Annotated in this window: 26 protein-coding genes and 2 tRNA genes; 16 read left to right on the top strand and 12 right to left on the bottom strand. The window is 67.4% G+C overall.

Features of this window, described 5'->3' with window-relative positions; genetic code table 11:
• Positions 1–99: 99 nt before the first annotated feature.
• Positions 100–927 (top strand): crotonase/enoyl-CoA hydratase family protein, encoded by an 828-nt coding sequence (locus AC1RAA_RS06690; protein ID WP_492727280.1) that lies wholly within the window; start codon positions 100–102, stop codon positions 925–927.
• Positions 928–1,242: 315 nt separating this feature from the next.
• A complete protein-coding gene (locus AC1RAA_RS06685) occupies positions 1,243–1,557 on the top strand; it encodes a hypothetical protein (protein WP_070060970.1) in 315 nt (104 codons plus the stop codon).
• A 36-nt stretch (positions 1,558–1,593) separates the two neighbouring features.
• Here the strand turns inward: AC1RAA_RS06685 and AC1RAA_RS06680 are convergent, their stop codons facing one another.
• The 3 genes from AC1RAA_RS06680 to AC1RAA_RS06670 all read right to left on the bottom strand — a co-directional run bounded on the left by AC1RAA_RS06680 (position 1,594) and on the right by AC1RAA_RS06670 (position 5,487).
• Positions 1,594–2,877 (bottom strand): acyl-CoA dehydrogenase family protein, encoded by a 1,284-nt coding sequence (locus AC1RAA_RS06680; protein WP_492727278.1) that lies wholly within the window; start codon positions 2,875–2,877, stop codon positions 1,594–1,596.
• 133 nt (positions 2,878–3,010) lie between these two features.
• A complete protein-coding gene (locus AC1RAA_RS06675; RefSeq protein ID WP_492727276.1) occupies positions 3,011–4,981 on the bottom strand; it encodes a YadA family autotransporter adhesin in 1,971 nt (656 codons plus the stop codon).
• A 104-nt stretch (positions 4,982–5,085) separates the two neighbouring features.
• Positions 5,086–5,487: a hypothetical protein gene (locus tag AC1RAA_RS06670; RefSeq protein WP_492727274.1), complete on the bottom strand. Its 402-nt coding sequence runs from the start codon at positions 5,485–5,487 to the stop codon at positions 5,086–5,088.
• A gap of 223 nt (positions 5,488–5,710) precedes the next feature.
• Between AC1RAA_RS06670 and AC1RAA_RS06665 the strand changes: the two genes are divergently transcribed.
• Together AC1RAA_RS06665 and AC1RAA_RS06660 are read left to right on the top strand one after the other, a co-directional pair.
• Positions 5,711–6,154 (top strand): hypothetical protein, encoded by a 444-nt coding sequence (locus tag AC1RAA_RS06665; protein WP_492727272.1) that lies wholly within the window; start codon positions 5,711–5,713, stop codon positions 6,152–6,154.
• 8 nt (positions 6,155–6,162) lie between these two features.
• Positions 6,163–6,534: a hypothetical protein gene (locus AC1RAA_RS06660; protein WP_492727270.1), complete on the top strand. Its 372-nt coding sequence runs from the start codon at positions 6,163–6,165 to the stop codon at positions 6,532–6,534.
• A gap of 106 nt (positions 6,535–6,640) precedes the next feature.
• Here AC1RAA_RS06660 and AC1RAA_RS06655 read toward each other — a convergent pair whose 3' ends face one another.
• Positions 6,641–8,242: an MORN repeat-containing protein gene (locus tag AC1RAA_RS06655; protein ID WP_492727268.1), complete on the bottom strand. Its 1,602-nt coding sequence runs from the start codon at positions 8,240–8,242 to the stop codon at positions 6,641–6,643.
• Positions 8,243–8,430: 188 nt separating this feature from the next.
• Between AC1RAA_RS06655 and AC1RAA_RS06650 the strand changes: the two genes are divergently transcribed.
• Complete coding sequence (locus AC1RAA_RS06650) at positions 8,431–8,778, top strand: hypothetical protein (protein WP_492727266.1); 348 nt, start codon at positions 8,431–8,433, stop codon at positions 8,776–8,778.
• A gap of 23 nt (positions 8,779–8,801) precedes the next feature.
• Here AC1RAA_RS06650 and AC1RAA_RS06645 read toward each other — a convergent pair whose 3' ends face one another.
• The 7 genes from AC1RAA_RS06645 to AC1RAA_RS06615 form a co-directional block, all read right to left on the bottom strand.
• Positions 8,802–9,089 carry a hypothetical protein gene (locus tag AC1RAA_RS06645; protein ID WP_307693084.1) on the bottom strand — a complete coding sequence of 96 codons (288 nt, stop codon included), beginning with the start codon at positions 9,087–9,089 and terminating at the stop codon, positions 8,802–8,804.
• Positions 9,090–9,410: 321 nt separating this feature from the next.
• Positions 9,411–9,487, bottom strand: a tRNA-Arg gene (locus AC1RAA_RS06640).
• Between the two features lie 559 nt (positions 9,488–10,046).
• Positions 10,047–10,274 carry a hypothetical protein gene (locus AC1RAA_RS06635; RefSeq protein ID WP_492734762.1) on the bottom strand — a complete coding sequence of 76 codons (228 nt, stop codon included), beginning with the start codon at positions 10,272–10,274 and terminating at the stop codon, positions 10,047–10,049.
• Between the two features lie 288 nt (positions 10,275–10,562).
• Positions 10,563–10,639, bottom strand: a tRNA-Pro gene (locus AC1RAA_RS06630).
• A 35-nt stretch (positions 10,640–10,674) separates the two neighbouring features.
• Positions 10,675–11,379, bottom strand: a complete 705-nt coding sequence (locus AC1RAA_RS06625; RefSeq protein WP_492727263.1) for a glutathione binding-like protein — start codon at positions 11,377–11,379, stop codon at positions 10,675–10,677.
• Positions 11,380–11,481: 102 nt separating this feature from the next.
• Positions 11,482–11,745 (bottom strand): UBP-type zinc finger domain-containing protein, encoded by a 264-nt coding sequence (locus tag AC1RAA_RS06620; protein WP_492727261.1) that lies wholly within the window; start codon positions 11,743–11,745, stop codon positions 11,482–11,484.
• 23 nt (positions 11,746–11,768) lie between these two features.
• Entirely contained in the window at positions 11,769–13,445 is a 1,677-nt protein-coding gene (locus tag AC1RAA_RS06615; RefSeq protein ID WP_492727258.1) for an FAD-dependent oxidoreductase, read from the bottom strand.
• Between the two features lie 158 nt (positions 13,446–13,603).
• Here AC1RAA_RS06615 and AC1RAA_RS06610 point away from each other — a divergent pair, with 158 nt between their 5' ends.
• The 4 genes from AC1RAA_RS06610 to AC1RAA_RS06595 all read left to right on the top strand — a co-directional run bounded on the left by AC1RAA_RS06610 (position 13,604) and on the right by AC1RAA_RS06595 (position 18,415).
• Positions 13,604–14,521 carry a GNAT family N-acetyltransferase gene (locus tag AC1RAA_RS06610; RefSeq protein WP_492727256.1) on the top strand — a complete coding sequence of 306 codons (918 nt, stop codon included), beginning with the start codon at positions 13,604–13,606 and terminating at the stop codon, positions 14,519–14,521.
• A gap of 185 nt (positions 14,522–14,706) precedes the next feature.
• On the top strand, positions 14,707–16,845 hold the full coding sequence (gene ppk1, locus AC1RAA_RS06605; protein ID WP_492727254.1) for a polyphosphate kinase 1: 2,139 nt from the start codon (positions 14,707–14,709) through the stop codon (positions 16,843–16,845).
• A gap of 31 nt (positions 16,846–16,876) precedes the next feature.
• Positions 16,877–17,338, top strand: a complete 462-nt coding sequence (locus tag AC1RAA_RS06600) for a SixA phosphatase family protein (RefSeq protein WP_062473174.1) — start codon at positions 16,877–16,879, stop codon at positions 17,336–17,338.
• Positions 17,339–17,563: 225 nt separating this feature from the next.
• On the top strand, positions 17,564–18,415 hold the full coding sequence (locus AC1RAA_RS06595) for a hypothetical protein (protein ID WP_492727252.1): 852 nt from the start codon (positions 17,564–17,566) through the stop codon (positions 18,413–18,415).
• Between the two features lie 6 nt (positions 18,416–18,421).
• Here AC1RAA_RS06595 and AC1RAA_RS06590 read toward each other — a convergent pair whose 3' ends face one another.
• Positions 18,422–19,942, bottom strand: coding sequence for a Ppx/GppA phosphatase family protein (locus AC1RAA_RS06590; protein WP_492727250.1), 1,521 nt, complete (start codon positions 19,940–19,942; stop codon positions 18,422–18,424).
• Between the two features lie 249 nt (positions 19,943–20,191).
• Here AC1RAA_RS06590 and pstS point away from each other — a divergent pair, with 249 nt between their 5' ends.
• From pstS to phoR, 7 genes are read left to right on the top strand one after another with little or no spacing between them, the layout of a single operon-like run.
• A complete protein-coding gene (gene pstS / locus AC1RAA_RS06585; protein WP_062473144.1) occupies positions 20,192–21,226 on the top strand; it encodes a phosphate ABC transporter substrate-binding protein PstS in 1,035 nt (344 codons plus the stop codon).
• 38 nt (positions 21,227–21,264) lie between these two features.
• A complete protein-coding gene (pstC, locus tag AC1RAA_RS06580; protein ID WP_095745556.1) occupies positions 21,265–22,350 on the top strand; it encodes a phosphate ABC transporter permease subunit PstC in 1,086 nt (361 codons plus the stop codon).
• Positions 22,347–23,231, top strand: a complete 885-nt coding sequence (pstA, locus tag AC1RAA_RS06575) for a phosphate ABC transporter permease PstA (RefSeq protein ID WP_082818044.1) — start codon at positions 22,347–22,349, stop codon at positions 23,229–23,231. Before pstC ends, pstA begins: the two co-directional genes overlap by 4 nt.
• Positions 23,232–23,248: 17 nt before the next feature.
• On the top strand, positions 23,249–24,034 hold the full coding sequence (gene pstB / locus AC1RAA_RS06570) for a phosphate ABC transporter ATP-binding protein PstB (RefSeq protein ID WP_056580144.1): 786 nt from the start codon (positions 23,249–23,251) through the stop codon (positions 24,032–24,034).
• Positions 24,035–24,050: 16 nt separating this feature from the next.
• Positions 24,051–24,752, top strand: coding sequence for a phosphate signaling complex protein PhoU (phoU, locus tag AC1RAA_RS06565; protein WP_062473142.1), 702 nt, complete (start codon positions 24,051–24,053; stop codon positions 24,750–24,752).
• Between the two features lie 31 nt (positions 24,753–24,783).
• Positions 24,784–25,476 (top strand): phosphate regulon transcriptional regulator PhoB, encoded by a 693-nt coding sequence (phoB, locus tag AC1RAA_RS06560; RefSeq protein ID WP_062473140.1) that lies wholly within the window; start codon positions 24,784–24,786, stop codon positions 25,474–25,476.
• Positions 25,477–25,520: 44 nt separating this feature from the next.
• On the top strand, positions 25,521–26,858 hold the full coding sequence (gene phoR / locus AC1RAA_RS06555; protein ID WP_307693032.1) for a phosphate regulon sensor histidine kinase PhoR: 1,338 nt from the start codon (positions 25,521–25,523) through the stop codon (positions 26,856–26,858).
• Positions 26,859–26,870 lie beyond the last annotated feature (12 nt).

The raw sequence follows: 26,870 nt of genomic DNA, 5'->3' as shown, positions 1-26,870 counted from the left end.
GGCGGCGGAGGTGTTGGGTCGGCGACAGTGCGCATCATCGCCCAGCGGCCCGGTCGCGCGATACTGAGCCGATACCCGGACACCGACAGGAGACATGCAATGAGCGACCGTATCGAATGGACCCGCCACGCCGACGGCGTGGTGGAACTGCAGCTGGCGCGCGCCGACAAGATGAACGCGCTCGACCCCGCGATGTTCGACGCGCTGGTCCAGGCGGGCGAAGCGCTGCGGGGCGACAAGAGCGTGCGCGCCGTGGTCATCGCGGGCCGCGGCAAGGCCTTCTGCGCGGGGCTCGACATGGCGTCGTTCGAACGCATGGGGCAGGGCGCCGCCAGCGACGTGCTGGGCGCGTCGGCCGGCGGCACCGACCTCGTCGCGCGCACGCACGGCCTCTCGAACGCCGCGCAACAGGTGGCGATGGTGTGGCGCGAAGTGCCGGTGCCGGTCATCGCGGCCGTGCACGGCGTGGCCTTCGGCGGCGGGCTGCAGGTGGCGCTGGGCGCCGACATCCGGCTCGTGGCCGCCGACACCAGGCTGTCGGTGATGGAGATCAAGTGGGGCCTCGTGCCCGACATGGCGGGCATGGTGCTGATGCGCGAACTGGCGCGCACCGACGTCGTGCGCGAACTCACCTTCACCGGCCGCATCTTCTCGGGCGAAGAGGCCGTGCGCCTGGGCCTGGCCACGCGCGTGGCCGCCGACCCGCTGGCCGAGGCGCTGCAGATGGCGCACGAGATCGCAACCAAGAGCCCCGACGCGATCCGCGCCGGCAAGCGGCTGCTGAACGCATCGCTCGCGCACAGCGCCGCCGAGCTGCTGATCGCCGAGTCGGTCGAGCAGCAGGCGCTGATCGGCAGCCCCAACCAGCGCGAGGCCGTGAAGGCCAACATCGAGCGGCGGGCGCCGCAGTTCAGCGCGCCGGCCTGAGTTTCTTCTTCTCGTTTTTTCCTGCATTCCTCGCGGTGCGGACACCGCGAGGCGCAGCTGTTTGCGCGCCCGTTTCTGCCGGCCGAAGTGGCGGTCGCAACATTTCGTATGCCAAAAATCGTACACAAAGCGCGCCATCCGTGTCTTTGTGTAAGAATTAAGTAGTTGTTTTCCCGAGTAATTCGGCGGAATTGACCGCACTTTGTGTGCAGAAGGTCACGTCTTGCCGTATGCCCTCGGTCGGGAAAATGACTATCGGAGTCACACTCGAAAACAATTAATCAACTTTTGCTTTGGCTAGCGACGGCGTTCCGCATGTCGACGAATACGTTTTTTTGCAATCTCAGCGTGCCCATCCTCGTGGGCGAGGACCGCTACAAGTACGTCCCGATCGTGGGGGTGTTTCGCAGCATCCCCATCGAGCAGGTCGACGAGTGGGTGATGCACCCCGACGGCCGTCCGCGCAGCGATCGCGAACTCGCCGCCGAAGTGCTGGTCGAAATCCGCAAGCCGCTCGGCACCAGCGGCCACACGGCGCCGAACGCCTTCGACGTCGCCGACATCCTGCAGCTCGATCGCGCGGCTGCCATCGTGGTGTCGACCTTTCTCGCGGCGCTGCCGCGGGTCTGAACACCGCCTCGCGGCTTCTTCCTTTTTCTTCCCGTCTCAGCTCGCGATGGCGCCGACCGCCCAGTAGAAGGTCGGCCGCGCACCGTTGAGCAGGTGGTCGCCCACCACGCGTCCCTTGTAGATCGTCGGGTTGTGCGATGCCAGCGTGCGCGCATTGCGCCAGTGCCGGTCGAGCCGCCGGTCTTCCTGCAGCGCCGAGGCGCCGCCGATGTCGAACAGCCGCGTGCCCGCCTGCAGCACCGCATCGACGATGCCGGCCTGCGCCTTGGCGGTGTTCAGCTCCACCTCGAACAGCAGCTGCTCGGGCACGGCCTCGCCGCGCTGCAGATGGCGATCGACCTCGCCCAGGCCGCGCGCCACCGCCTGCACGGTCGACGCGGCCACGAAGGCCGTGCTCGCGAGCTGGCCGATCACCTGCTGCACCAGCGGGTCTTCGCGCGGCGTGGCGCCGCTGCCGTGGCTGTAGACGCGCTTGCGCGGCTGCACGAAGGCCACGGCATCGCGCACGATGGCGCGCGCGATGCCCGCCAGCGTCGCCAGGTGCGTGAGCTGGAAATGCGCGGTGAGCGGCGTGGGCTGGTCGCGCACGTACAGCAGCACGTGCTCGGGCTTCACGCGCACCTGGCGAAAGCGCGTCGTGCCCGAGGCGCTCAGGCGCTGGCCGAAGCCGCGCCAGTCGTCGACACGCTCGACACCCGCGGTTTCCGCGGGCACGAGCGCGATCACGCGGTCGCTGCTGCCGTCGTCGTTCAGGCGCTGGGCCGCGACCGAAATCCAGTCGGCGTAGAGCGTGCCGGTGCTGTAGAACTTGTCGCCGTCGAGCCGCCACGTGTCGGCGCTCTGCGCGTCGCGCGTGAGCGTGGTCTGCAGCGCGCCGAGCGCGCCTTCGCCGAGCTCGGTGGTGGCGTTGCCGAAGATCACGCCGTCGGCCGCCAGGCGCATCCAGGGGCCGTGCAGCGCGGGGTCGATCTCGGCGAACAGGCGCTCGATGAAGCCGAAGTGCGCGCGAAGGATCTGCGGCAGGTTGGAGTCGGCCTCGCCGAGTTCGATCAGCAGGTCGTACAGCTGCTCGACCGATGCGCCCAGCCCGCCGTGCGCGAGCGGCACGCGCAGTGCGCCGAAGCGGGCGGCCTTGAGCCAGGCCACCGGCGCGTAGGCCAGTTCGCGGTCGTTCTCGCGCTGCGCCGCGTGTTCGGCGATGCGCGCAAAGACGGGGCGGAAGCGCTCGGCGAGTTGCTGGGAAGAGGGTGCGAGCGTGGATGGGCGGGCGGGGGCCGTGGGCGCGGCGGGGCGCGTCGGCGTGTCGTGGATGGATGCCATGGAGAGCCGGGCGGCCCCGAGGGCGCGCCGGAAAAGAGCGATACAGGCGTGGGACTGTGCCCGCGCCATGCCGTCGCTGGGAAATACGCTTTTCGTGTTTTCTTATGCGCGGCGGACGGGCTGCGCCCTCGCGTCAGAACTCGCCCTTGAGCCCCACGCGCACGCCCACCGATCCGCTCGCGCCGCTGACCCCGGCGGAGAGCGCCAGCGGCATGTCCGTCGCGAGGCGGTGCACGACGCTGGCACCCATCGCGGAGTGGCCCTTGTAGTTCGCCAGTTGCGCGGCCCAGCTGGTCTTGCCCGGTGCGGACGGCATCGGCGCATCGCCCATCGCCATCGCCGCGGCCACGCCCTTGGCCGCGAAGCTGCGCGCCTCGGACACCGCGGCCGCCGTCAGCTGCTGGGCCTGCTGCAGGTTGACCGCGTCGGTGGGCAGCACGCCGGGCGCCACGTTGGCGATGGTGCGCGTCTGGCCGGTGGCGGCATTGCCCACCGACACCGAGTTGTCGCGCGTGGCCACGGAGCCCTGGCCGAGGGCGACCGAGTTCGATCCCGCGGCCAGCGTGTTGGCGCCCAGTGCCACCGCGTTGTTGCCGGTGGCGATGGCGTCGTTGCCGACGGCGGTCGTCGGATCGGCCAGCGCCTTCGCGCCCGCGCCGATCGCCACCGAGCCCGCGTAGCGCGCCTGCGCCCCGTTGCCCATCGCCGTGGTGTTGTCGCCGTTAGCAGTGGCGTTGGTGCCCAGCGCCGTGGCGCCCGTGCCCGTGGCCTGTGTGCCGGTGCCGCAGGTCACGTTGCCGCCGCTGAAGCTGCACAGGCCGTTGGACAGCGCCTGGTTCATGACGCCCTGCAAGGCGGCGATCTGCTGCATCGTGAAGGTGTTGGCCGTGGTCAGCGCGCCTTGCTGCACCTGCTGCAGCTGGCCGACGTTGGCGGCGTCGGTGGCGGCGACGCCCGCGCGCACGTTGCTCAGCGTGGTGCCGGCGCCGCCGTTGGCGTTCAGCGCGACCTGGGCACCGCCCGCGCCGTATTGCGCGGAGTTGTTCGCCACGCCCAGCGCCGCGTTGGCGGTGCCCTGGGCCGTGGCTGCGGCCGTGGTTGCGGTGTTGGCCGTGCCCTGGGCGGCCACCGCTGCGGCCTGCGCAGTGGCGACGCCCGCCTGCGCGGTTTGCGCGGCGCCCAAGGCGGTGTTGGCGGTGCCTTGCGCCGCGCCCGCGGCGTCCCTGGCGAGGACGGCCGTGCCATTGGCCGCGGAGGCCGCGGCCTGTGCGGTGTCCGCGGCCTGCCGCACGGTGTACAGCTGGCCGCCGTTGACGGCATCGGTGCTGGTGGCGTGCACCGCGCCGGCGCTCACGTTGACCAGGCCGCGCGTCTGTCCCGCGCTGCCGAAAGACACGGTGTTGGCCGATGTGGCGACCGAGTTCGCGCCGATGGCCACGCCGCCGTTCGCACCGTTCGCGACCCGGCTGCCCGAGCCGATCGCCACGCCGCCCGCGGCCAGTGCTGCGGCGCCCGAGGCTGTGTCGCTCGCGCCGCCGATGGCCGTGCTGCCGTTGCCGGAGGCCTGGGCGCCCTGTTGGGAGCCCAAGGCGCTGCCGATGGCGACGGCGGCGTTGCCCGATGCCTGTGCGCCGCTGCCGCCCGACGGGGGGGAAAAGCCGCAGCAACCGCTAGCGCCGGTGCCTCCCGCGCCGAGCGCGATGGCCCCGCTGGTCGATGCCTGTGCGCCACGTCCTCCGGTGCCGCCCGTGCCGCCTGCGCTGCCCTCTCCACCGGTGCCTCCGCCTCCGATGGCCGTCGTGCCGCTTGCGGTGGCGCTGGCGCCGGCCCCTCCCGTGCCGCCGGTCCCGCCGGACGTTCCCACGCCACCATCGCCGCCCGCACCCAGCGCTGTCGCACCGTCGGCGGAGGTCGAGGCGGCACCTCCGCCGACACCGCCGAATCCACCCGACTGCACCGCGCCCACATTGCCCACGTTGCCGTGGACCAGGCCGGCCGCATGGACACTGCCGGCAACCAGCAAGGCCACGGCGGCCAAGTGCCGAAGGGCGCGGATGCGCGGCGGTTGTCCATGGACACCATGGATGTGGACGTGGATCGGCATGGACTCTTCCCCTGTGAAAGCAAACAAGACAAACGCGACGAAGTGTGTCTTTTTGCCCTCGAGGGAGCCATCACCGAAAACTGGTACGAGCCCTCGCCAGGGGGCTAGATCGCCTTGACCTCGAAGTAGGCTTCGTCGGTGTCGCCCAGGTCGCGAAAGCCCGCCGTGCGCGCGGCGTCGTAGGCCTTGACCCAGCGCGCGGCCAGCGCGAGTTCGCGCTTGGTGAGGTCGGTGTCGCTCGACTCGCTGGCGTTCTGGAAGGCGCGCATGGCTGGCAGCACGTCGGCGCCCAGTTGCTTTTCGAGTTCGCGCCGGAAGCGTTGCTCCGCGACCCTGACTGCGTCGGCCGACGAGTGGGGGTAGTCGATCAGCTTGGCGGAAAAGGCGTCACGCGGTTCGTCCTCGGTGTCTTCGAGCGCGGCCGCAACGGCAGAGGGCTCGTGGAAGTTGAAGAGGGGCGAGGGCGGCGTTGCCGGCCGGGGGAAGAAGAGTTCAGCTTGGGTCATGGTTCACCCACGCGTTGGACTGGGATGCGTTCTTCGGCATGTGGATTCCTTGAGAATACTGTTTAAATGTACAGTATTGAATCCAGAATTCAAACGACAGACGGCGCGCATCTGGCGCGTGGAGCCTCTGCTTTAATGGCGCCTTGCCGGGGAGGGCCCAGGCTGTGTCACAGAGGAAGGCGACGTGCAGATGGATTGGATGACCGTCCTGGGGACCGTCGGAGTGATCGTCCTTCAAGGGCTGTCGTTCTGGTTCCTCTACTGGCTCTGGAAGAAGCTCCGTACGCCCAAGGCGCCCCGGGCGGGGGCTGCGCCCCTTGCGATCAAGGGCGGCGCGGTGCCCGTCGTGGCCACCTTCACCGGCCTGCGCGGACTGCCGTGGGTGGCGCTGGCGACCAACAGCCTGAACCCTGTCTTGCGCATCGAAAGCGAGCAGCTGGTGTACCGCGTGCTGCGCCAGCGCGAGCGGCCTTTCGCGGACATCCGCCAGGTCGATGTGCGCGAGGCCTATGGCACCTTCAACCTGATCTTCGAGTTCCACGACGCGCGGCGGACCTTCGTGGCCAATGTGGGCACCGCGGCGCGCGGGGCGCAGGCGTTGGCGCTGCTGCCGTCGGGCGTGCCGTTGTCCGCGCGTGCACAGGTCGCTGCCGCCGACGGGCATTGATGGCCGCCATGTCCGCAGCCTTTATCTCGATGGTGCCCTTGCTTGTCTACGGGCTCGTGGCCTGGTTCGTGGCCATGGTCGCCTTGCTCGCGCTGGGCCTTGTGTGGCTGGCGTTGGACTGGCCGGGCGCCGTGCCGCTGTCCAGGTTCACGGCCTGGTTCGGTTTCCTCACGGATGCGGTCTTCAGTCTCCTGGGGGGCTTCGCCATGGGCGCCTTCGCCGTCTGGGACACGATCAAGAAGTCGCGAACCGCCATGACGGACCTGCCTTCGATGGCCGAGTACATCATCGTCCCGGTGGTGCTGGGGGTGCTGTCGCTGCTCATCATGAAGCACGGCTGGTACACCTTGACCACCAGGCTGCGTGGCAAGACACGCTGAAGGCGCAAGCGGCCAGGGTCGGCGTCCGCTGCCCGTGCCATTCTTTCAGCGACGACTCATTGCCAGGTGGTCCTTCCCTTGTTCTGACGGCCAGGGGCCAAGGGCCTCAACGGCCGGGTCCGAAATGATTCTGCGCAACGCACCGACGCCCGCCGGATTGCACGGCATTGCAGGCGTTCTCGGCGGCGGCGTATTGCTGTTGGCGCGTCTGGCGTTCCGCGGCGATCTGGGCGGGTGTCACGCCGGGCTCGGTGGGGCAGTTGGCGGCGATCATGTCCAGCACCGTCTTCGTCATGAACATCACCGTTTCCTGGCTGGCGGTGATCGAGGCATTGGGTGCGACCTTCGTCGCGATGACCGACTGCTTCATGGCTTCGCAGGTCTGGCTGGAAAGGCGCGTTCCGGCAGGGCGGCTGGCCGCGTTGGCCGTGCCCGCTGGCGACGAGCCGCCACCCGCGTTCGTGCTGCCACCCGACTCACCCGTCATCTGCCGCGCCGTCGTGGCCGCCAGCGGATGGTCGGGGAAGCGGCTCATCAACGTGCGCTGCACTTCGCGCGCGCGGGCGCGGTCGCCCTGGGCGTTCAGTTCGTCGGCGCGGGCGAACAGCTGGCCGGGGTTCATCGTCTGCAGGCTGGTTCGGAATTGCTGTTCGGCCTGGGCCGCCTGCTCGCGTTTGCGCTGCTGTTCGGCTTCGGCCGCGAGCCGGTTCTTTTCTGCTTCGGCGCGGGCGGCGGCCTCGCGGTCGCGCGGCAGGTTGACGTCGATCCGGTTGCCCTCGGTGTCGATGCGCGCGCCTACCGACAGCACGCCCTTGTCGTAGCGGCCTTCCTCGGATAGCGACCCGTCGGCGCGGTACTCGCGGCCCTGGGCGGGCTTGCCATCCACGCGCAGGCCCTCGAAGCGCGAACCGTCGGCGCGCGTGAAGGTGCCCTGCACGGCGCCTGTGTCGGTCCAGCGGCCGACCAGGGTGGCGCCGTTCTTGAATCCGTACGCGCCCGCGCCGACACGCTTGCCGTTCACATACTCGCCCACGAACCGGTCGCCGGTGGGGTGCAGGACGTCGAATGCCCCCTGCCTCTCGCCTTGCCTGTACTGGCCGCGCTGGATCTCGCCGCTGGAGAAGATCGTCGTGCCGGTGCCTTCTTCCTGGCCGTCCCGGGTCTGGCCGTAGTAGACCCAGGTGGTGCCGTTCTTGCCATTGCCGCTCAGGGTATCGCCGGTGCCCGCATCGCGCACGCGGTTGCTGATGTCCTGTGCACGGGGCTGGACGTCGGGCCGGGCGCCCAGCGCACGCTCGTTGCTGCGCTCCTCGCTGTTCAGCTCTGCCGTGAAGATGGCATCGGGTGTGACTTCCTTGCGATAGCCGAACAGCAGCGTGCGCGTGCCTTCGCCAATGGCCGCCTGCAGCCGCTCCAGGTAGCTCTTGGCGCGTGCGCAGGTCTTCTGCACGTTCAGCACGAAGCGGCAGCCGACATGCGCGGCGCAGAGATCGGCCTGGGTGACTGTGGCCTCGTCCTTGAGCTCGGCGCAGTTGGCGATCTCGGGATTGACCTGAGCCCGAGCGTCCGCAGGAGCAGCCAGTACGCAGGCCGAGAGGACCAGCACCGACAGGAAGTGGGTGGGGATCTGGATCGCGTGCAAGAGGCCATGCCGACCTCGGCGGTGGGAGGTGGCGTTAGGTTCTTGCGCGGTGGTCTTTATCGTCATGGCGTCATCCCCTCGATGTGAGACCAGTCGAATCTAGTCGCTCGATTTGCAAGCGAAATACCTCTTTTGTGGGAGTCCACGGAAACCAGTGGGCTGTGACTGGACTGGCCAAAAAAAAGCCCGCACGAAGGCGGGCAAGGGTGGTCCTGAGGAGAGGAGGGAAAAACTGGGCCACTGAACTCAGTCTGGTGGCCGATCTTCTCGATCAGCGCACCGAGGCATATTGGCTATTGCATGTTCCCCCGGTTGTATTGGTCAAGCCCACGCTGAAAAGCCGTTTTCCCGTTGTACGCCTGATCATTCTCCCGAAAATATTGGGCAGCAGTCTGAAAATCCTTGGCGCATTGCTTGTAATGGTTGGCCGCCATCGGTCGGCGATTCTTCTCAGCCTCATGAGCCGCGGTTTCACATTTTCTTTTATTGTCCATGGATGTCGTCCAATTGCTGGCGAGTGCATGAGAAGAGACGAATGCCAGCAAGATGGCGAGAGAAAATCGAATCATGTGAACTCCTATAAAACCCTGTTTGGTCAATGATGAATTGCAAGATTTATTTCGCCTCAGGGTTCCCGCCGGATACGATTTGAGCGCTCCCTGGCTTCTTGAACGGATCCCGCTCCCCGGGTGTTGAATCGAACAAGGCACGAGGCGTGTGCGTCTTGGGCGCGCTTGAGCCTGGTGGCTGCGCAGTACTCTCTGTCGTCCTGTGTTCGCTCGCGCTGGCATTGCGCGCGCGTTGTCATGACGGCGCTGTCGAAGTCCCCGCATGCGCGCTGCGCTTCATTGCCGCTCGCAAGGGCGGCGTAAAGAAAAAGGCCGAATGCCAATAGCGGGCTCTTGTAATTCATCGACGTCTCCTCGTGGTGGAAGACCCGAATCTATCCATGCCATTTTGCAAACCAAATACCGCATTTGTGGGAGTCAACGGATGCCGGTAGCACGGCGGCGATCACCTTTCGGAGGATGGCTGGGCAGTCTTGGGAGAGATCGGAGGGGGCTGTACCGCGAGGGAGCGAGCAGGCGACGGGCGGGTTGAACCTACCGCCGCATCCGTGGGCAGCAAGCGCGTCGACTTGACGGCAGCTCGCGCATGCGTGCTCTGTGCGTCGTCCTTCCGGCGGAGCAACGGCGCAAAAGTTGGAGAAACCCGTTGCGGTTGGAGACGCAAATGGCCTGCCCGGAGGGGATCGAACCCCCGACAACCTGCTTAGAAGGCAGGTGCTCTATCCAACTGAGCTACGGGCAGATTCCGGTCGAGAAGCGAGGGCCGGAGCCTTCGGTCCTCGGGCCGCAAGTGGTGCGACAACAGACCCGAAAAATCAACGGTCTGGACGCTTCTGCCTCTGACCGGGGAAGCGCGGATTCTACCTACATCCCTCCATGCACGACGCCTTCGGCGGCGGTCGTTGAGAGGGCGAAAGGGCGGGGCTGGCGCCGGAGGACACCCTGGCGGTCTCGGCGGCCTGCTTCGACGCGAGCTGCTTCTTGCCGCAGGTGCTGCACCGGTAGAACCTGAGGGCCGGCAGCATCCTCATCCAGGTTCGCCGCTCGATGCGGCGAAGGCCGGCCAGGCCGCAGGAACATCGGAGAAACAGATTCAGCAGCATCACAGAAGAGTTCAAACCGGGAAGGTGTCGACACTCTTTCCCCGACGCTGCTTCGCGGTTTGCGCAACCGTGAAGCACCCGCGTTCGATTCTGTGGGGGCGCAGGGCATGCAGCGAAAGGGCAGCACGCGCAACAGATTGCTAAGGACGGCGTTTCGCCCGCCCGATGCCTCTGTGGATCGCGTGGGCGGAGAGGGCGTCAGACGTTTTCCGAGCGGTACTTCCAGACCGCGTCGTTCACCGCGCGTTCGGACGCCAGTTGCTTCTTTCCGCAGGCGCTGCATTGGTAGAAGCGCAGGCTCGAGAAGAGTCGCATCCATGGCCGGCGCTCGATGCGGGCGAGATGCCTGAGGCCGCAAGAACAGCGGGAAAAGTAATTCAGCATCGGAAAAGGGTCCAGGGGTGAGGGTTCTGCTGTGACGTCCATCCCTGACTCAGCTCTTCGGCTTTGTAAACGCGATTCCACTTACTTTGTAAACACGATCACGATTGGCTTGATTCTGCGTGAGCGCCGAGGGCCTCGCGGGTAGTTCCTTAAGAAAAAGGTTGTCTTGACGGTGTAACAACAAGGCAGCGGCGTTGCCTGATGTACGGAAAGCCGTGGGTCGTGCTACGAAACGTCTAAAGGGCGGTGAGATTCGCGGCGATCACGAGCGGCCCGGAAAAGAAAAAAGCCTGCAACGACTTTCATCGTTGCAGGCTTTCACTTTTCTTTTGGTCGGGGCGAAAGGATTCGAACCTTCGACCCTCTGGTCCCAAACCAGATGCGCTACCAGGCTGCGCTACACCCCGCCAAGCCTTCCATTCTAGCCCGAATAAGAGGCCGCTCAGCGCTTCTCGTACTGTGTCTTGCCAAAAAGGATCTCGCGCGCCTTGTCATCGGTGATGGGACGGCGCAGGTCGGCCAGCACTTTCACGCCGCGCTGCACGGCGGGGCGCGCGGCGATGCCGTCGAACCAGGCCTTCAGGAGCGGGTAGTCGGTGAGGGTGATGCCCTGGTTCTCCCAGCTGCGCAGCCACGGGAAGATGGCAATGTCGGCAATCGAATAGCTCGTGCCGGCGATGAACTTGTGCTTGGACAGCTGCCGGTCGATCACGCCGTACAGGCGCCGGGCCTCGTTGGTGTAGCGGTCGACGGCATAGGCGATCTTCTCGGGCGCGTAGATGCGGAAGTGGTGCGCCTGGCCGAGCATCGGACCGACGCCGCCCATCTGGAACATGAGCCACTGCAGCACGTCGTAGCGCTCGCGGTCGCCCGTGGGCAGGAACTTGCCGGTCTTGCCCGCGAGGTACACGAGGATGGCGCCCGATTCGAACAGCGAGATCGGCTGGCCGTCCGGTCCGTCGGGATCGGTGATGGCGGGGATCTTGTTGTTCGGGCTGATCTTCAGGAACTCGGGTGCGAACTGGTCGCCGGTGCCGATGTTCACCGGGTGCGCGTGGTACGGCAGGCCGCACTCCTCGAGCATGATGTGAATCTTGTGGCCGTTCGGCGTGGGCCAGGAATAGACCTCGATGGGCGATGCGGGCATGTCGCGGGCTCCGGAGTGAGAGGGTTGTGACGGGAGAACGGCAGCATATACACGCCCCTGCGGTCGCGTGCGGGTGCGGGCATTGGCCGCACGGTTGACCGCTTACCCCACCTGCCGCTCGTGCGCGTTGCACCACATCCAATGCTCGCCGGGCTCGATCGACTGGATCACCGGATGCCCTTCGGCCCGCGCATGTTTCGTGGCGTGGCGGTTCTTCGACGAGTCGCAGCAGCCGACGTGGCCGCAGTGCACGCACAGGCGCAGGTGCACCCAGGTGTCGCCGGTCTTCAGGCAGTCTTCGCAGCCGCGGGGCGCGTACGGTTGGGCGAGGTCGGCGGGAACGTGTTCGCAGGCGTGGATGGGCATGGGTGTTTCAGGACAAGAAGGGTTCAGGCCACGGCCGAGGCCGACGACAGGTGCTGGTGAATGAGCGCCACCACCGCGGCGCCTTCACCGATCGCACCGCCCACGCGCTTGACCGAGCCCGAGCGCACATCGCCCACCGCGAACACGCCCGACACGCTCGATTCGAGCGCCGTGGCGGGGCGCGCCGGAAAGCCGCTGCTCGCGGCCGGGCCGGTCAGCACGAAGCCGTGCTTGTCGACCGACACGCCGCAGCCTTCGAGCCATGAGGTCTCGGGCTCCGCGCCGACGAACAGGAAGATGTTGCGCGCCGGGCAGTCGTGCTCCTGGCCCGAGGTGTGGCAGCGCCACGTGGCGCCGGTCAGGCCTTCTTCGGGCGCCCCGTGCAGCCGCACGAGCTCGGTGTGCGGCTGCAGCGAGATGTTGGGCGTGGCCTCGATGCGGTCGATGAGGTAGCGCGACATGCTGGCCGCCAGCGACGGCCCGCGCACCAGCACGTTGACCTTGGCCGCATGGCGCGACAGGAACACCGCCGCCTGGCCGGCCGAGTTGCCGCCGCCCACCAGCGCCACTTCCTGCTGCGCGCAGATCTTCGCTTCGATGGCCGAGGCCCAGTACCAGATGCCGCGGCCTTCGAATTCGGCCAGGCGCGGCACGCCGGGGCGGCGGTAGCGCGCGCCGCTCGCAATGACGACCGTGCGTGCGCTGATCGTGCGGCCGTCGGTGAGCTTCAGCGCGAGACTGTCCCGCGCGTTCTCGCGCGAGCAGTCGAGCGCTGCCACCTGCGCCGGGATCAGCATCTCGACGCCGAACTTCTGCGCCTGCACGAACGCGCGGCCCGCCAGCGCCTGCCCCGAGATGCCGGTCGGAAAGCCCAGGTAGTTCTCGATGCGCGCGCTGGCGCCGGCCTGTCCGCCGAAGGCGCGGCAGTCGAGCACGATCACGCGCAGCCCTTCGGAGGCGGCATACACGGCGGTCGCGAGGCCGGCTGGACCGGCACCGACCACGGCCACGTCGTAGAGCTCGTCGCGCGCCGCGGCGTCGACCATGCCGAGGCAGCGCGCCAGGCCCTCGTCGCTCGGGTTGACCAGCACCGAGCCGTCGGGGCACACGGCGAGCAACTGGTCGGGGCCGTACTGGGCGAGCAACGCGGCGGCATCGGGGTCGGTGGCCGCGTCGACCAAGTGATAAGGATGGCCGTTGCGGCGCAGGAAGTTCTCCAGCCGCGCCATCTCGGGCGAGTCAGGCCGCCCGATCAGCACCGGCCCGGCCGCACCCGATTCGATCAGCGCCACGCGCCGCAGGATCAGCGCGCGGGTGATGCGCTCGCCCAGGTCGGCCTCGGCCACCAGCAGCGCGCGCAGGCGGTCCGGCGGCACGACCAGCGCCTCGACCTCTTCATCGGCATGTCCGTCGACCAGGGCAGGGCGCCCGCTGAGCTGGCCGACCTCGGCGAGGAACTCGCCCGGCCCCTGGCGTGCGATCGGCACCACATGGCCCAGGCCGTCGCGCTGCGTGACGGCAACCACGCCCTTGAGCAGCACGAACATGCCGGCGCCGGTCTCGCCGGCGGTGAACAGGCGCTCGCCGCGCGCAAAGCGCTGCACGCTGCCGAAGCTGGCGATGCGTGCCATCTCGGCGTCACTGAGGACGGGGAAAGTCTGGTGCAGGCGGCTGTTGGCGCCTGGTGCGTCGGTGGCCATGGGGTCGAACTCCGTGTCGCGAATGCCCCGCATTAGACGCCGAAGCGGCGCCAAAGCGACGCTGACGCGCGTTGTAACAACGTCATGTGTCTGCCACGCCGCTGACATGCCGGTTTCATTGCGCGTGTCCAGACTCGGTCAGCAGAAAGGGATTTCCCATGAAAGAACTGCCGAACCCGACGTTTCCGCTCTCGCAGCTCGGACTGCGCGCAGCCTTGTGGCCCGCACCCGCTGCCGGAACCCCCGCCGTTGCTGTTGCTGCCGCCGCCACCGTCGCCGCACTGGCCACCCGCACGGCGGTGCCCGAGGCGCCGCTGGCCGTCATCGTGCCGCCGGTGGTCGAAGCCAAGCCGGGCATCACGGTGAGCTGGGCGCGTCATCTGGATGACGTGCGCGCCGCGCAACGCCTGCGTCACGACGTGTTCGTCGGCGAGATGGGCGCACGTCTGACTACGCCGCTGGCCGGCCACGACATCGACCTGTTCGACGACTTCTGCGAACACCTGCTGGTGCGCGACGAACTCACCGGCCAGGTCATCGGCACCTACCGCGTGCTGACCCCCGCGCAGGCGCGCCGCGTCGGCAGCACCTACAGCGACACCGAGTTCGACCTGACCCGCCTGCGCGACCTGCGCGAGCGCATGGTCGAGCTGGGCCGCAGCTGCGTGCACGCCGAGCACCGCCAGGGCGGCGTGATCCTCGCGCTGTGGGGCGCGCTCGCCGGCTTCATGCACCGCAACAAGCTCGACACCATGATCGGCTGCGCGAGCATCCCGATGTCGCACAACGGCGTGACCAGCGGCGACGCGGCCGCCAGCATCTGGCGCCAGCTCTCGGCCAGCCACCTCGCGCCTATTCAATACCAGGTGCAGCCGCGCCTGCCGCTGCCGGTCGAACGGCTCGACAGCGCGCTCGACGTGGAACCGCCCGCGCTCATCAAGGGCTACCTGCGCCTGGGCGCCAAGGTGCTCGGCGCACCGGCCTGGGACCCGGACTTCAACACCGCCGACCTGCCGATGCTGATGCGCATCGACGACCTGCCGGCGCGCTACCGCAAGCACTTCCTCGGCGCATGAAGCCGGCGGCCATCCGGCCCGACGCCGGGCCGCACGCTGCTTCGCCGTCGCCGAATGTGTCAGGTTCGCTCTCTGTGGGGCAGGGCGCGTCACGCGAATGTCATGGAACTGTCACGGACGAAGTTGACACTGTCATATTTCAGCCGTCGTGTTCTCCCGTGCCGCTTGCTCCAGAATCAGTGCCCATGTCCTCCCTCTCCGCTGACCCGTCACGCGCCGGCGAAGCGTCTTCGTTCGCGTTGCTGGACCGCGACCACAGCATCCTCTCGTTCAACGAGCGCGTGCTCGACTGGGCCCACCGGCCCGAAGTGCCGCTGATCGAACGGCTGCGCTACCTGTGCATCGTGTCGTCGAACCTCGACGAGTTCTTCGAAGTCCGCGCCGCACCGCACCTGAGCGCGGGCAGCGCCGGTGATCGCAAGGGCACCTACACGGTCGAGTCTTTCGAACGCTTGTCCGAAGCGGCCCACACGCTCGTGGCGCGCCAGTACGCGCTGTACAACGACGAGCTGATGCCGACCTTTGCCACGCACGGCATCCACATCGTGTCGCACGGCGAACGCAACCCGGCCCAGCGCAAGTGGGTCAGCGAGTATTTCGAGCGCGAAGTGCGCCCGCTGCTGATCCCCGTGGGGCTCGACCCGGCGCACCCGTTCCCGCAGGTGGCGAACAAGTCGCTGAACTTCATCGTGCGCCTGGGCGGCAAGGACGCCTTCGGCCGCGAGAACCCGATCCAGATCGTCAAGCTGCCGCGCGTGCTGCCGCGCCTGATCAAGATGCCGGCCAAGGTGTCGGACGGCAAGACGCTGTTCGTGGCGCTGTCGAGCGTGGTGCGCGCGCACCTGGCCAGCATGTTCCCGGGCCGCGAGGTGGGCGACTTCTCGCAGTTCCGCGTGACGCGCCATTCCGACCTCGCGGTCGACGAGGAAGATGTCAAGAACCTGCGCACCGCGCTGCGCCAGGGCCTGCAGCACCGCCACTACGGCCAGGCCGTGCGACTCGAGGTGTCGGCCAGCTGCGCCGAATCGCTCGCGAGCTTCCTGCTGGCGCAGTTCAACCTGCCGCCGCAGGCGCTGTACCGCGTGCACGGCCCGGTGAACCTGGCGCGGCTCACGCAGCTCATCGACCTGATCGGCGAGCCGCAGCTGCGCTTTCCTCCGTACGCGCCGTCGTTCCCCGTCACGCTGTCGCCCGCCCAGTCGTTCTTCGAGCGGCTGCAGCGCGGCGACGTGCTGATCCACCAGCCCTTCGAAAGCTTCGACGGCGTGCTCGCGTTCCTGCGCGAGTCGGTGCTCGACCCGCAGGTGCTGGCGATCAAGCAGACCATCTACCGCACCGGCGCCGACTCCGAGCTCATGGATCTGCTGCGCGAAGCCGTGCGCCGCGGCAAGGAAGTGACGGTGGTGGTCGAACTGAAGGCGCGCTTCGACGAAGAGGCCAACATCAACTGGGCCGAGATGCTCGAGTCGATCGGCGCGCAGGTGGTGTACGGCGTGGTGGGCCTGAAGACCCACGCCAAGATGCTGCTGGTGACGCGCCGCGAGGGCAAGCAGCTGCGCCGCTACGGCCACCTGTCGACCGGCAACTACAACCCGCGCACGGCGCGGCTGTACACCGACATCAGCCACCTCACGGCCGACCCGGCGCTCACCGCCGACATGGAGGCCGTGTTCGTCCACATGGCCAGCCAGAGCCGCCTGCCCAAGCTCAACCGCATGTGGCTCGCGCCCTTCGACCTGCACAAGAACCTGGTCGCGCGCATCGATGCGCTCGGACAGGCCGCCGCCAGCGGCGAGCCCACGCGCATCGTCGCCAAGATGAACGCGTTGACCGACGAAGAGATCATCGGCGCGCTCATCCGCGCGGGGCAGAAGGGCGTGAAGATCGACCTCATCGTGCGCGGCGCCTGCACGCTGCCGGCACAGGTGCCGGGGCTCACCGACAACGTGCGCGTGCGCTCGGTGATCGGGCGTTTCCTCGAGCATTCGCGGGTGTTCTATTTCCGCCATGGCGAGGACGAGTCGCTGTACCTGTCGAGCGCCGACTGGATGAACCGCAACATGATGCGGCGCATCGAGCTGGCCTGGCCCGTGACCGACCCCAACCTGCGCCAGCGCCTCATCGACGAGTGCCTGGTGGCCTACCTGCACGATGGGCGCGACGCCTGGGACCTGGGCGGTGACGGCATCTACCGGCGTGTCGACCATGACACCCACCCCGGCGAGGCGGGTGCGTCCCCCGCGATCGAAGCGCATGGCGCCCAGGCCGCCTTGATGGGCCGCTATGCATCACGAGGAAACCACCGTGATGCGTCCGGCAATTGAAATTGAAGAAGAAGTTCGAAAGACGATGAGCATGGACTTGATCTTCTGGCGTCACGCCGAAGCCGAGGACTGGACCGAAGGGTGTGACGACATGCAGCGCTCGCTCACCCCGCGCGGCGAAAAGCAGGCCAAGCGCATGGCCACCTGGCTCGACCGGCAGCTGCCCGACGGCACGCGCATCGTGTGCAGCCCGGCGCGCCGCTGCGAGCAGACCGCGCTGGCACTGGGCCGCAAGTACAAGCTGCGCTCCGAGCTGTCGCCCGACACCACCCCCGACGCACTGCTGGCCGCCACGGGCTGGCCCAACGGCAAGTCGGTGGTGCTGGTGATCGGCCACCAGCCCTCGCTGGGCCAGGCCATCTCGATGCTGCTCGGCCTGAAGCAGGACAGCTGCCCGGTGCGCAAGGGCTCGCTGTGGTGGATCCGCACCCGCGAGCGCGACGGCGACGTGCAGACCGTCGTCGTGACGGTGCAGGCGCCCGAGCTTCTCTAGCTGCCAAAGCCGTCCTTCGCCGCGGACCCTGCCTGACGCTTGCGGACAGGCGCTTTGTCACGGTTGCGGGCAGAGCTGGCAGGGCGCTTGTCTCCCGGAAAAAGGGGCGAAGCACTCATGCGCGCGCGCGGCGCAATTTCTACAGTGTGACTCCACGGCAGCGTGCTTTTGACGCCGATGCGGGAAAGAAGCGGTGCCGGTCGACCACATCACTGGGGAAGACGCATGAAACCGCTCAACACACTGCCAGGAAGCTTCATGAACATGCTGCGTGCAGACGCGGACATGCGGTTGAAGGCGCTGTTTTTTCTGCTTGTTGCCGCAGCCCTGCTGTCGGGGTGTGCGATGAACACCGCCGCGCCTGTGCCACCGACCCGTCACGATGTCGCCCGGTCGATCGAGAAGGTCGAGCTCATCTACAACCAGGAAGACCAACTGATCGTCACGGATGGCGGCGGGTCGGGGCTGACGGGCTTCGCAGGGTTTCTGGGACCCCTCGCCGCGCTGGTGGCCATCTCCGTCGATACCAACAGCCGACTGACGATGGCCGCCCGGACCGACCAGCGCAGCAAGGAGTTCACGGCCGCAGTGAAGAACAGCGGCGTGACCATGGGGCTGAACAGGCAGTTCGCAGAGCGACTGGCGGCGCGCCTGCGGGACAGTGGCCGCGAGGTGAAGCTGACGCCTTTCTTCCGCGCGACCGGAGAGCACGCGCAGATGCAGGTGCAGGAACTCCAGCCGACGCCCGGCTACAGCACATTGATCTTGCGGATCACGACGTCCTATGGCGCGGCCGATGCGACATCGAGCTTCAAGCCGTACGTCTGGGTGGAGCAGTTGCTGAGGGACGAGAAGCAGTCCGTCGTGGGCCAGACCTTGCAGGTCGCCGACCTAAGCGAGCCGACCTATCTCCTGTACGACGGCCTGCTCAAGGACACCGCAGGTGCTCGCGAAGGGTTGAAGCGCGGGCTTGACCAGATCGTGCAGCCGGCCTATGTCAGCCTGTTCGGGGAAGACGAGCCGCGCAAGGCCAGCGCTGCGGCAGTCACGCAGACGGCCGGCATCGACACGAAGTGAAACGGCTCAGGCGCCGCTGAGTTCCACGCGCCAGTTGCCGGTCTTTTGCCAGGCCAGCACTTCCTCGCGCAGGAGGTGCGCCGACTGCGGGTACATCTCGGCCCAGTCGGGCGCGCAGGCGATCGTGAAGGCCCTGGCGCCGAGTGCCGCGAGGTTCAGCGCCTGCGGCTTGGGGTCGCGGCGCGCGTGGCACAGGATCACCGCCAGGCGCAGCGCCAGCAGCTGCATCACGAAGGTCTCGTCGTCCAGCGAGGCTTCGAGCTTGCGCAGCTTGCCGCGCTGGCCCAGCACGAGTTGGGCGAGGGCATGCAGTTCGTTCACTGCAAAGCCCGGCGCATCCGTGTTGTCGAGGATGTAGGCGCCGTGCTTGTGATAGTCGCTGTGCGAGACCAGCGCGCCGATCTCGTGCAGCTGCGCGGCCCAGCCGAGCTTGCGCAGGGCGCGGCCGGCGCGGCTGGAGGTGCTGCCGCCGCGCGCGGCGGGGGCGAGTTGCACGAACAGTGCGGCGGCGGTGTCGCTCACGCGCTTGGCCTGGGCCGGATCGACCGCGAAGCGGGTGGCGAGCCGGGTCACCGTGGCGCTGCGCATGTCGGCCACGCTCTCGTCGCGTTCGAGCAATTCGTAGAGCACGCCGTGACGCAGGGCGCCCTGGGCGACTTTCATTTCCTGGATGTCGAGCAGGTCGAACACCGCGCGCAGCACGCTCAGGCCGCCGCCGATCACGGCCTTGCGGTCTTCGCGCATGCCGTCGATGCGCAGCTTGTCGATGCTGCCGGCCTTGAGCAGGCGGTCGAGCAGCCAGTCGAGGCCCTCGCGCGTGACCAGGCCGGCCTCGCCGCCGGCCGCGGCGAGCACGTCGCCCACCGCGCCGATGGTGCCGGAGGCGCCATAGGCCACGTCCCACTGGTCGCGCGTGTAGCTGGAGAGCGCGTCGTCCAGCACGGCCTTGGCCGCCACTTCAGCGGCGCGGAAGGCGGGGGCGGTGAACTGGCCTTCGCCGAAATGCTTCATCGACCAGGCGACGCTGCCCACGCGGTACGACTCCATGCGTTCGGCCTCGAGCGCGTGGCCGATGATCATTTCGGTGGAGCGCCCGCCGATGTCGATGACCAGCCGGCGCTCCTGGTCCGAGGCGTCGGTGTGCGGCAGGTGGTGTGCCACGCCCTGGTAGATCAGGCGGGCTTCTTCCCGGCCCGGGATCACGTCGATGCCGAAGCCCAGGATGGTGCGCGCGCGCAACAGGAACTCTTCTCGGTTGCGCGCTTCGCGCAAGGTCTGGGTGGCCACGGCGCGCACCTGCGAGCGCTTGAAGCCGGCCAGCCGTTCGCCGAAGCGGGCGAGGGCGTCCCAGCCGCGCTGCATGGCTTCGGTCGTGAGGTTGCGGGCGCTGTCCAGGCCGTTGCCCTGGCGCACGGTTTCCTTGAGGTACTCGGTGCGGTGGATCTGTCCGTGGTCGACCTGGCCGATTTCCAGCCTGAAGCTGTTCGAGCCGAGATCGACCGCTGCGAGGCGGGTGCCGTTTTGCATGTTGTAGTGAAGAGGGCGGTTCTCTGATCGTAGCGCCGTGACAGCAGGCGCCGCCTCCCAAGTCACGTCACGGCGAGGGCTGGAGGTTAGGCGGGGTGAATGACGGTTGTGTGACAGCGTCACACACAGCAGGGGTGGCGCAGCGGCATTTTCCCTCGACAGAAGGGGTGTCACATCGATGTCACAAAAGCTTTTTAGAGTCCGTTCGAGCCCCCAAAGGGACTACTTCTTACTTCTCAAGGAAGCTTTATGAAAACGACGTTCAAATTTGCAACCGCCGGCCTCGTGACCGCGCTGTTCTCCATTTCCGCCTTCGCACAAGACGTGACCGGCGCCGGCGCCAGCTTCCCCGCACCGCTGTACGCCAAGTGGGCTTCCGACTTCAACAAGGCCACCGGCGTCAAGATCAACTACCAGTCGGTCGGCTCGGGTGCCGGCCTCAAGCAGATCGAAGCCAAGACCGTCGACTTCGGCGCTTCGGACGCTCCCCTGAAGGACGACGAACTGCAGGCCAAGGGCCTGATGCAGTTCCCCACCGTCATCGGCGGCGTGATCCCCGTGGTGAACATCCCCGGCATCAAGCCGGGCGAGCTGAAGCTCAACGGCCAGGTGCTGGGCGACATCTACCTGGGCAAGATCACCAAGTGGAACGACCCCGCCATCAAGGCTCTGAACGCGTCGCTGGCCCTGCCTGACGCCGCCATCGCCCCGGTTCGCCGCGCCGACGGTTCGGGCACCAGCTTCCTGTTCACCAACTACCTGAGCAAGGTCAACGCCGAGTGGAAGTCCAAGGTCGGCGAAGGCACGGCCGTGAACTGGCCCACCGGCGCGGGTGGCAAGGGCAACGAAGGCGTCGCCGCTTTCGTGAACCGCCTGCCCAATTCGATCGGCTACGTCGAGTACGCCTACGTCAAGCAGAACAAGATGACCTACGCCCAGCTGCAGAACGCCGCCGGCACGTTCGTCTCGCCCGACGACAGCGCCTTCAAGGCCGCCGCCGCCGGTGCCGACTGGAACAAGAGCTTCTACCAGGTGCTGACCAACCAGGCCGGCAAGGATTCGTGGCCCATCACCGGCGCCACCTTCATCCTGATGCACAAGGTGCAGGACAAGCCCGCCAGCGCCACCACCGTGCTGAAGTTCTTCGACTGGGCCTACAAGGGCGGCGACAAGACGGCCGACGAGCTGGACTACGTGCCGATGCCCGACGCCGTGAAGGCCACCATTGCCAAGGCATGGGGTGAAGTGAAGGACGCATCGGGCAAGCCGGTCGCGTTCAAGTAAGAAGCAACCCTTCATCCACCCTCCAGGACGGCGCGCCCATGAGCAACTCTTCGCTCCAGGACGCGCCGCTTTCGTCTTTGCCGGAGCGACCCGTGTCATCCACCTTCCCCGCTGCTGCCGCCTCCCTCGACCTCGCGGCCGAGCGCGCGCGCACCTCCGCCGCTCCTCCGCCGCCCGTCAAGGCGGCACGTTCCGGCCCCATGGCCGACCGCCTCTTCGGCTGGGCCGCCAAGGGCGCCGCGCTGCTGACGCTCGCGATGCTGATCGGCATCCTGCTGTCGCTCGTCGCCGGCGCCTGGCCCGCCATTTCGAAGTACGGCCTCGGCTTCCTCACGAGCAGCGTGTGGGACCCGGTGAAGGACGAGTACGGCGGCCTCGTGATGATCTACGGCACGCTGGCCACCTCGTTCATCGCACTGGTGATCGCCGTGCCGGTGAGCTTCGGCATCGCGCTGTTCCTGACCGAACTCTCGCCCAACTGGCTCAAGCGCCCGCTGGGCACCGCCATTGAACTGCTGGCTGCCGTGCCGTCCATCGTGTACGGCATGTGGGGCCTGCTGGTCTTCGGCCCCATTCTTTCCACCTGGGTGCAGCAGCCGCTGCAGAAGCTGCTGGCCGGCGTGCCGTACCTCGGTGCCCTGGTGTCCGGCCCGCCCGTGGGCATCGGTATTCTGTCGGCCGGCATCATCCTGGCCATCATGATCATTCCGTTCATCGCCTCGGTGATGCGCGACGTGTTCGAAGTGACGCCCGCGCTGCTCAAGGAGTCGGCCTACGGCCTGGGCTCCACTACCTGGGAGGTCGTCTCCAAGGTCGTGCTGCCCTACACCAAGGCCGGCGTGATCGGCGGCATCATGCTCGGCCTGGGCCGCGCACTGGGCGAGACCATGGCCGTCACCTTCGTGATCGGCAACATGAACCAGCTCAACTCCCTGTCGGTGTTCGAGGCTGCCAACAGCATCACCTCGGCCCTCGCCAATGAATTCGCCGAAGCCGGCGCGGGCCTGCACCAGGCCGCGCTGATGTACCTCGGCCTCGTGCTGTTCTTCATCACCTTCGTCGTGCTGTCGCTCTCGAAGATGCTGCTGGCCCAGATGAAGAAGAGCGAAGGAACCAAGTCGTGAGCACCGCGCAAAACCTGATCAACGCCAAGACCCTGGCAGAGACGCGCCAGGCGAAGTTCGCCGCGCGCAACCGCGTCAACAAGATCGCCCTCACGCTGTCGCTCGCCGCGATGGCGTTCGGCGTGTTCTGGCTCGTGTGGATCCTCTGGGAAACGCTGCGCCAGGGCGTGGGCGGCCTGGCGCTGGCCACCTTCACCGAGATGACGCCGCCGCCGAACGAGGCGGGCGGCATCGCCAACGCCATCTTCGGCTCGTTCGTGATGGTGATGCTGGCGACCTTCGTGGGCACGCCCATCGGCATCATGGCCGGCATCTACCTGGCCGAGTACAACCCCAAGGGCTTGCTCGCATCGGTCACGCGCTTCGTCAACGACATCCTGCTGTCGGCACCCTCGATCGTGATCGGCCTGTTCGTCTACGCCGTGGTGGTGGCCTACTTCAAGACCTTCTCGGGCCTGGCCGGCGCGCTGTCGCTGGCGCTCATCGTGATTCCGGTGGTGATCCGCACCACCGAGAACATGCTGCAGCTGGTGCCGCCGGGCCTGCGCGAAGCGGCCTACGCGCTGGGCACGCCGAAATGGAAGGTCATCCTGAGCATCACGCTGCGCGCCGCGCGCGCCGGTGTGGTCACGGGCGTGCTGCTGGCCGTGGCCCGCATCGCCGGCGAAACCGCGCCGCTGCTCTTCACCGCGCTGAACAACCAGTTCTGGACCGCCGACGTGAGCCAGCCGATGGCCAGCCTGCCGGTCACGATCTTCAAGTTCGCCATGAGCCCGTACGAGAACTGGCAACAACTGGCCTGGGCCGGTGTGTTCCTGATCACCGTCGCCGTGCTTGCCCTCAACATCCTGGCGCGCGTGCTGACGCGCAACAAACACTAAATCAAGAAGGCGCCAACATGCCAAACACCGTCGCACAACAACAACCGTCGCGCTCGAAGATCTCGGTCAAGGACCTGAACTTCTACTACGGCAAGTTCCACGCGCTCAAGGGCATCAACCTCGAGATCCCCGAGAACAAGGTCACGGCCTTCATCGGCCCGTCGGGCTGCGGCAAGTCGACCCTGCTGCGCACCTTCAACCGCATGTTCGAGCTGTACCCCGAGCAGCGCGCCGAAGGCACCATTGCGCTGGACGGCGAGAACCTGCTCACGTCCAAGCAGGACGTGGCGCTGATCCGCGCCAAGGTCGGCATGGTGTTCCAGAAGCCCACGCCGTTCCCGATGTCGATCTACGACAACATCGCCTTCGGCGTGAAGCTGTTCGAAAATCTGTCGGCCAGCGAAATGGACGACCGCGTCGAGTGGGCCCTGAAGAAGGCCGCGCTGTGGACCGAAGTGCGCGACAAGCTGCAGCAAAGCGGCTCGGGCCTCTCCGGCGGCCAGCAGCAGCGCCTGTGCATTGCGCGCGGTATCGCGATCAAGCCCGAAGTGCTGCTGCTCGACGAACCGTGTTCGGCACTCGACCCGATCTCGACCGCGAAGATCGAAGAGTTGATCGCCGAGCTGAAAAACGAGTACACCGTGGTCATCGTGACCCACAACATGCAGCAGGCCGCCCGCTGCAGCGACTACACCGCCTACATGTACCTCGGCGACCTGATCGAGTTCGGTGCCACCGAACAGATGTTCTTCAAGCCGCAGCGCAAGGAGACCGAGGACTACATCACCGGCCGCTTCGGTTGAAGTCAAAGGAAACACCATGACCGAGAAACACCTTTCCAGCCAGTTCGACAGCGAACTCAACGGCGTCTCGTCGCGAGTGATGGAGCTCGGCGGCATGGTCGAGTCGCAGATCCACCAGGCCGTGTACGCCCTGCTGCAGTTCGACGCCGAAGCCGCCGACCGCGTGATGGAGACTGAGCACCGCGTCAACGCGATGGAGATCGAGATCGACCGCGAGCTGTCGTCGATCATCGCCCGTCGCCAGCCCACGGCACGCGACCTGCGCCTCTTGATCGCCATCAGCAAGACCACCGCCAACCTGGAGCGCGTGGGCGACGAGGCCAACAAGATCGCGCGCATGGTCAAGTCGATCATCGAGAGCGGATCGGCCCGCCAGCTGCCCACCACCGAGCTGCGCATTGCCGCCGACCTGGCCTCGAACCTGCTGCGCACCGCGCTGGACGCCTTCGCGCGCCTGGACACGGCCGCCGCGCTGTCGATCCTCAAGGACGACGACCTCATCGACAAGGAGTTCGACGGCTTCGTGCGCAAGCTGGTCACCTACATGATGGAAGACCCGCGCACCATCTCCGCCAGCCTGGACCTGCTGTTCCTGGCCAAGGCCATCGAACGCATCGGCGACCACGCCAAGAACATCGCCGAGTTCATCATCTACATCGTCAAGGGCGCCGATGTGCGGCACACTTCGATGGAGGAAATCGAGTCGGCATTGCAGTGACGACCGTCGCCGCAAAGACTCCCCATAACGCATGAAGAAACCAAGAGTCCTGATCGTCGAAGACGAATCCTCGATCGCCGAGCTGATCGCCGTCAACCTGCGCCACAACGGCTTCGAGCCGATCTGGTCCGAAGACGGTGCCGCCGCCCAGCGTGAAATCGACGCCTTCCTGCCGGACCTGATCCTGCTCGACTGGATGCTGCCGGGCCAGAGCGGCCTGCAGCTTGCGCGCCAGTGGCGCAAAGACCCGCGCACCAAGGCCATCCCGATCCTGATGCTCACGGCGCGCGGCGACGAGCCCGACAAGGTGGCCGGCCTCGATGCCGGTGCCGACGACTACATCACCAAGCCGTTCTCCACCCAGGAAATGCTGGCGCGCATCCGCGCCGTGCTGCGCCGCCGCGCGCCCGAGGTGGTGACCGAGCGCGTCGAGATCGGCGAACTGGCCCTCGACACCTCCACCCACCGCGTCACCTGGCAGGGCGGGGCACTGAAGGTCGGCCCGACCGAGTTCAAGCTGCTGGCCTACCTGATGCAGCATGCCGAGCGCGTGCACAGCCGCGCGCAGCTGCTGGACAAGGTGTGGGGCGACCACGTCTACATCGAGGAACGCACGGTCGACGTGCACGTCAAGCGCCTGCGCGAGTCGCTGGGCGTGGCCGCGCCGATGGTGGAAACCGTTCGCGGAGCGGGTTACCGGCTGACGGCCCAAGTCACGGTGTGAGCAGCGCCGTGAGCCTCGGCGGCGGGCGCGGATAATCGCCCGCCATGCCTTTTCGTATTGCTACGTTTTTAATAGCGTCCCTCGCAATTGCGGCGGGCGCTGTCGGCCTTTTCGGCTGGAAGTACGGCTGGCTGGGTGCCTGGCTGGGCGCGGTGCTCTGGCTGGGCTTCGATGCCTGGCGCGCCGAACGCCTGCTGCGCGTGCTGCGCAACGACGCGGCCGGGCTGCCGTCGCGCGGACCGGGCGTGTGGGGCGAGCTCTCGGAGCGCATCCGCAAGCTGCTGCGCGAGCGCGAACAACAGACCCGGCAGGCCGAAGACCGGCTGCAGGAGTTCCTGGCCGCCATCCAGGCGTCGCCCAACGGCGTGGTGCTGCTCGACGAGCAGGGCCGCATCGAGTGGTGCAACCAGACGGCGGCGGGCCAGTTCGGCATCGATGCCGAGCGCGACCTGCTGCAGCACCTGGCGAACCTCGTGCGCGACCCGGCGTTCGTGGCCTACCTGGCCTCGTGGAACTACAGCCGCGACGTCGTCATCGACGCGCCCGGCCTCGTGCATGCGCAGCATCGCGGCCATCCGGTGCGGCTGTCGGTGCAGGTGCATCCCTACGCCGGCAACCGGCGCATGCTGCTCACGCGCGACATCACGGCGCTGGAGCAGGCCGAGGCGATGCGACGCGACTTCGTGGCCAACGTGTCGCACGAGATCCGCACGCCGCTCACGGTGCTGGCCGGCTTTGTCGAGACGCTGCAGAACTTGCCGCTGGATGCCGACGAACGCACGCGCTACCTGTCGCTGATGGGGCAGCAGTCGCACCGCATGGAAACGCTGGTGAACGACCTGCTGACGCTGTCGCGCCTCGAAGGCAGCGCGGCGCCATCGGGCAACCAGTGGGTGCGCATGCGCGCGCTGCTGGCGCAGTGCGAGGACGAGGGGCGTGGCCTGTCGGGCCGGCTCACGCCGCAAGGGCACCGGCTCACGTTCACGTCCGAGGCCGAGTCCGAGCTGTCGGGCGCGCCGACCGAGCTGCAGAGCGCGATGTCGAACCTCGTGAGCAACGCCATCCGCTATACGCCCGGCGGCGGCGAGGTGGTGGTGACCTGGCGGGTGCTGCCTGACGGGCGCGGTGAATACGCCGTGCGCGACACGGGCCCGGGCATTGCCGCCGAACACATTCCGCGGCTCACCGAGCGCTTCTATCGCATCGACCGCAGCCGCTCGCGCGAGACCGGCGGCACGGGGCTGGGGCTGGCGATCGTGAAGCACATCGCGCAGCGCCACGGCACCGAGCTGCGCATCGAAAGCACGGTGGGCAAGGGCAGCCGCTTCGCGCTGCTGTTCCCGGCGACGCGCGTGCGCGAAGCGCGCGTGATGAGCAAGTAAGCAAGCCGCGTG

Source organism: Variovorax sp. GW823-FHT04F07 (genome assembly GCF_058795995.1).
The sequence above is the reverse complement of the archived record's forward strand: the minus strand, read 5'-3'. Positions and strand labels throughout refer to the sequence as shown.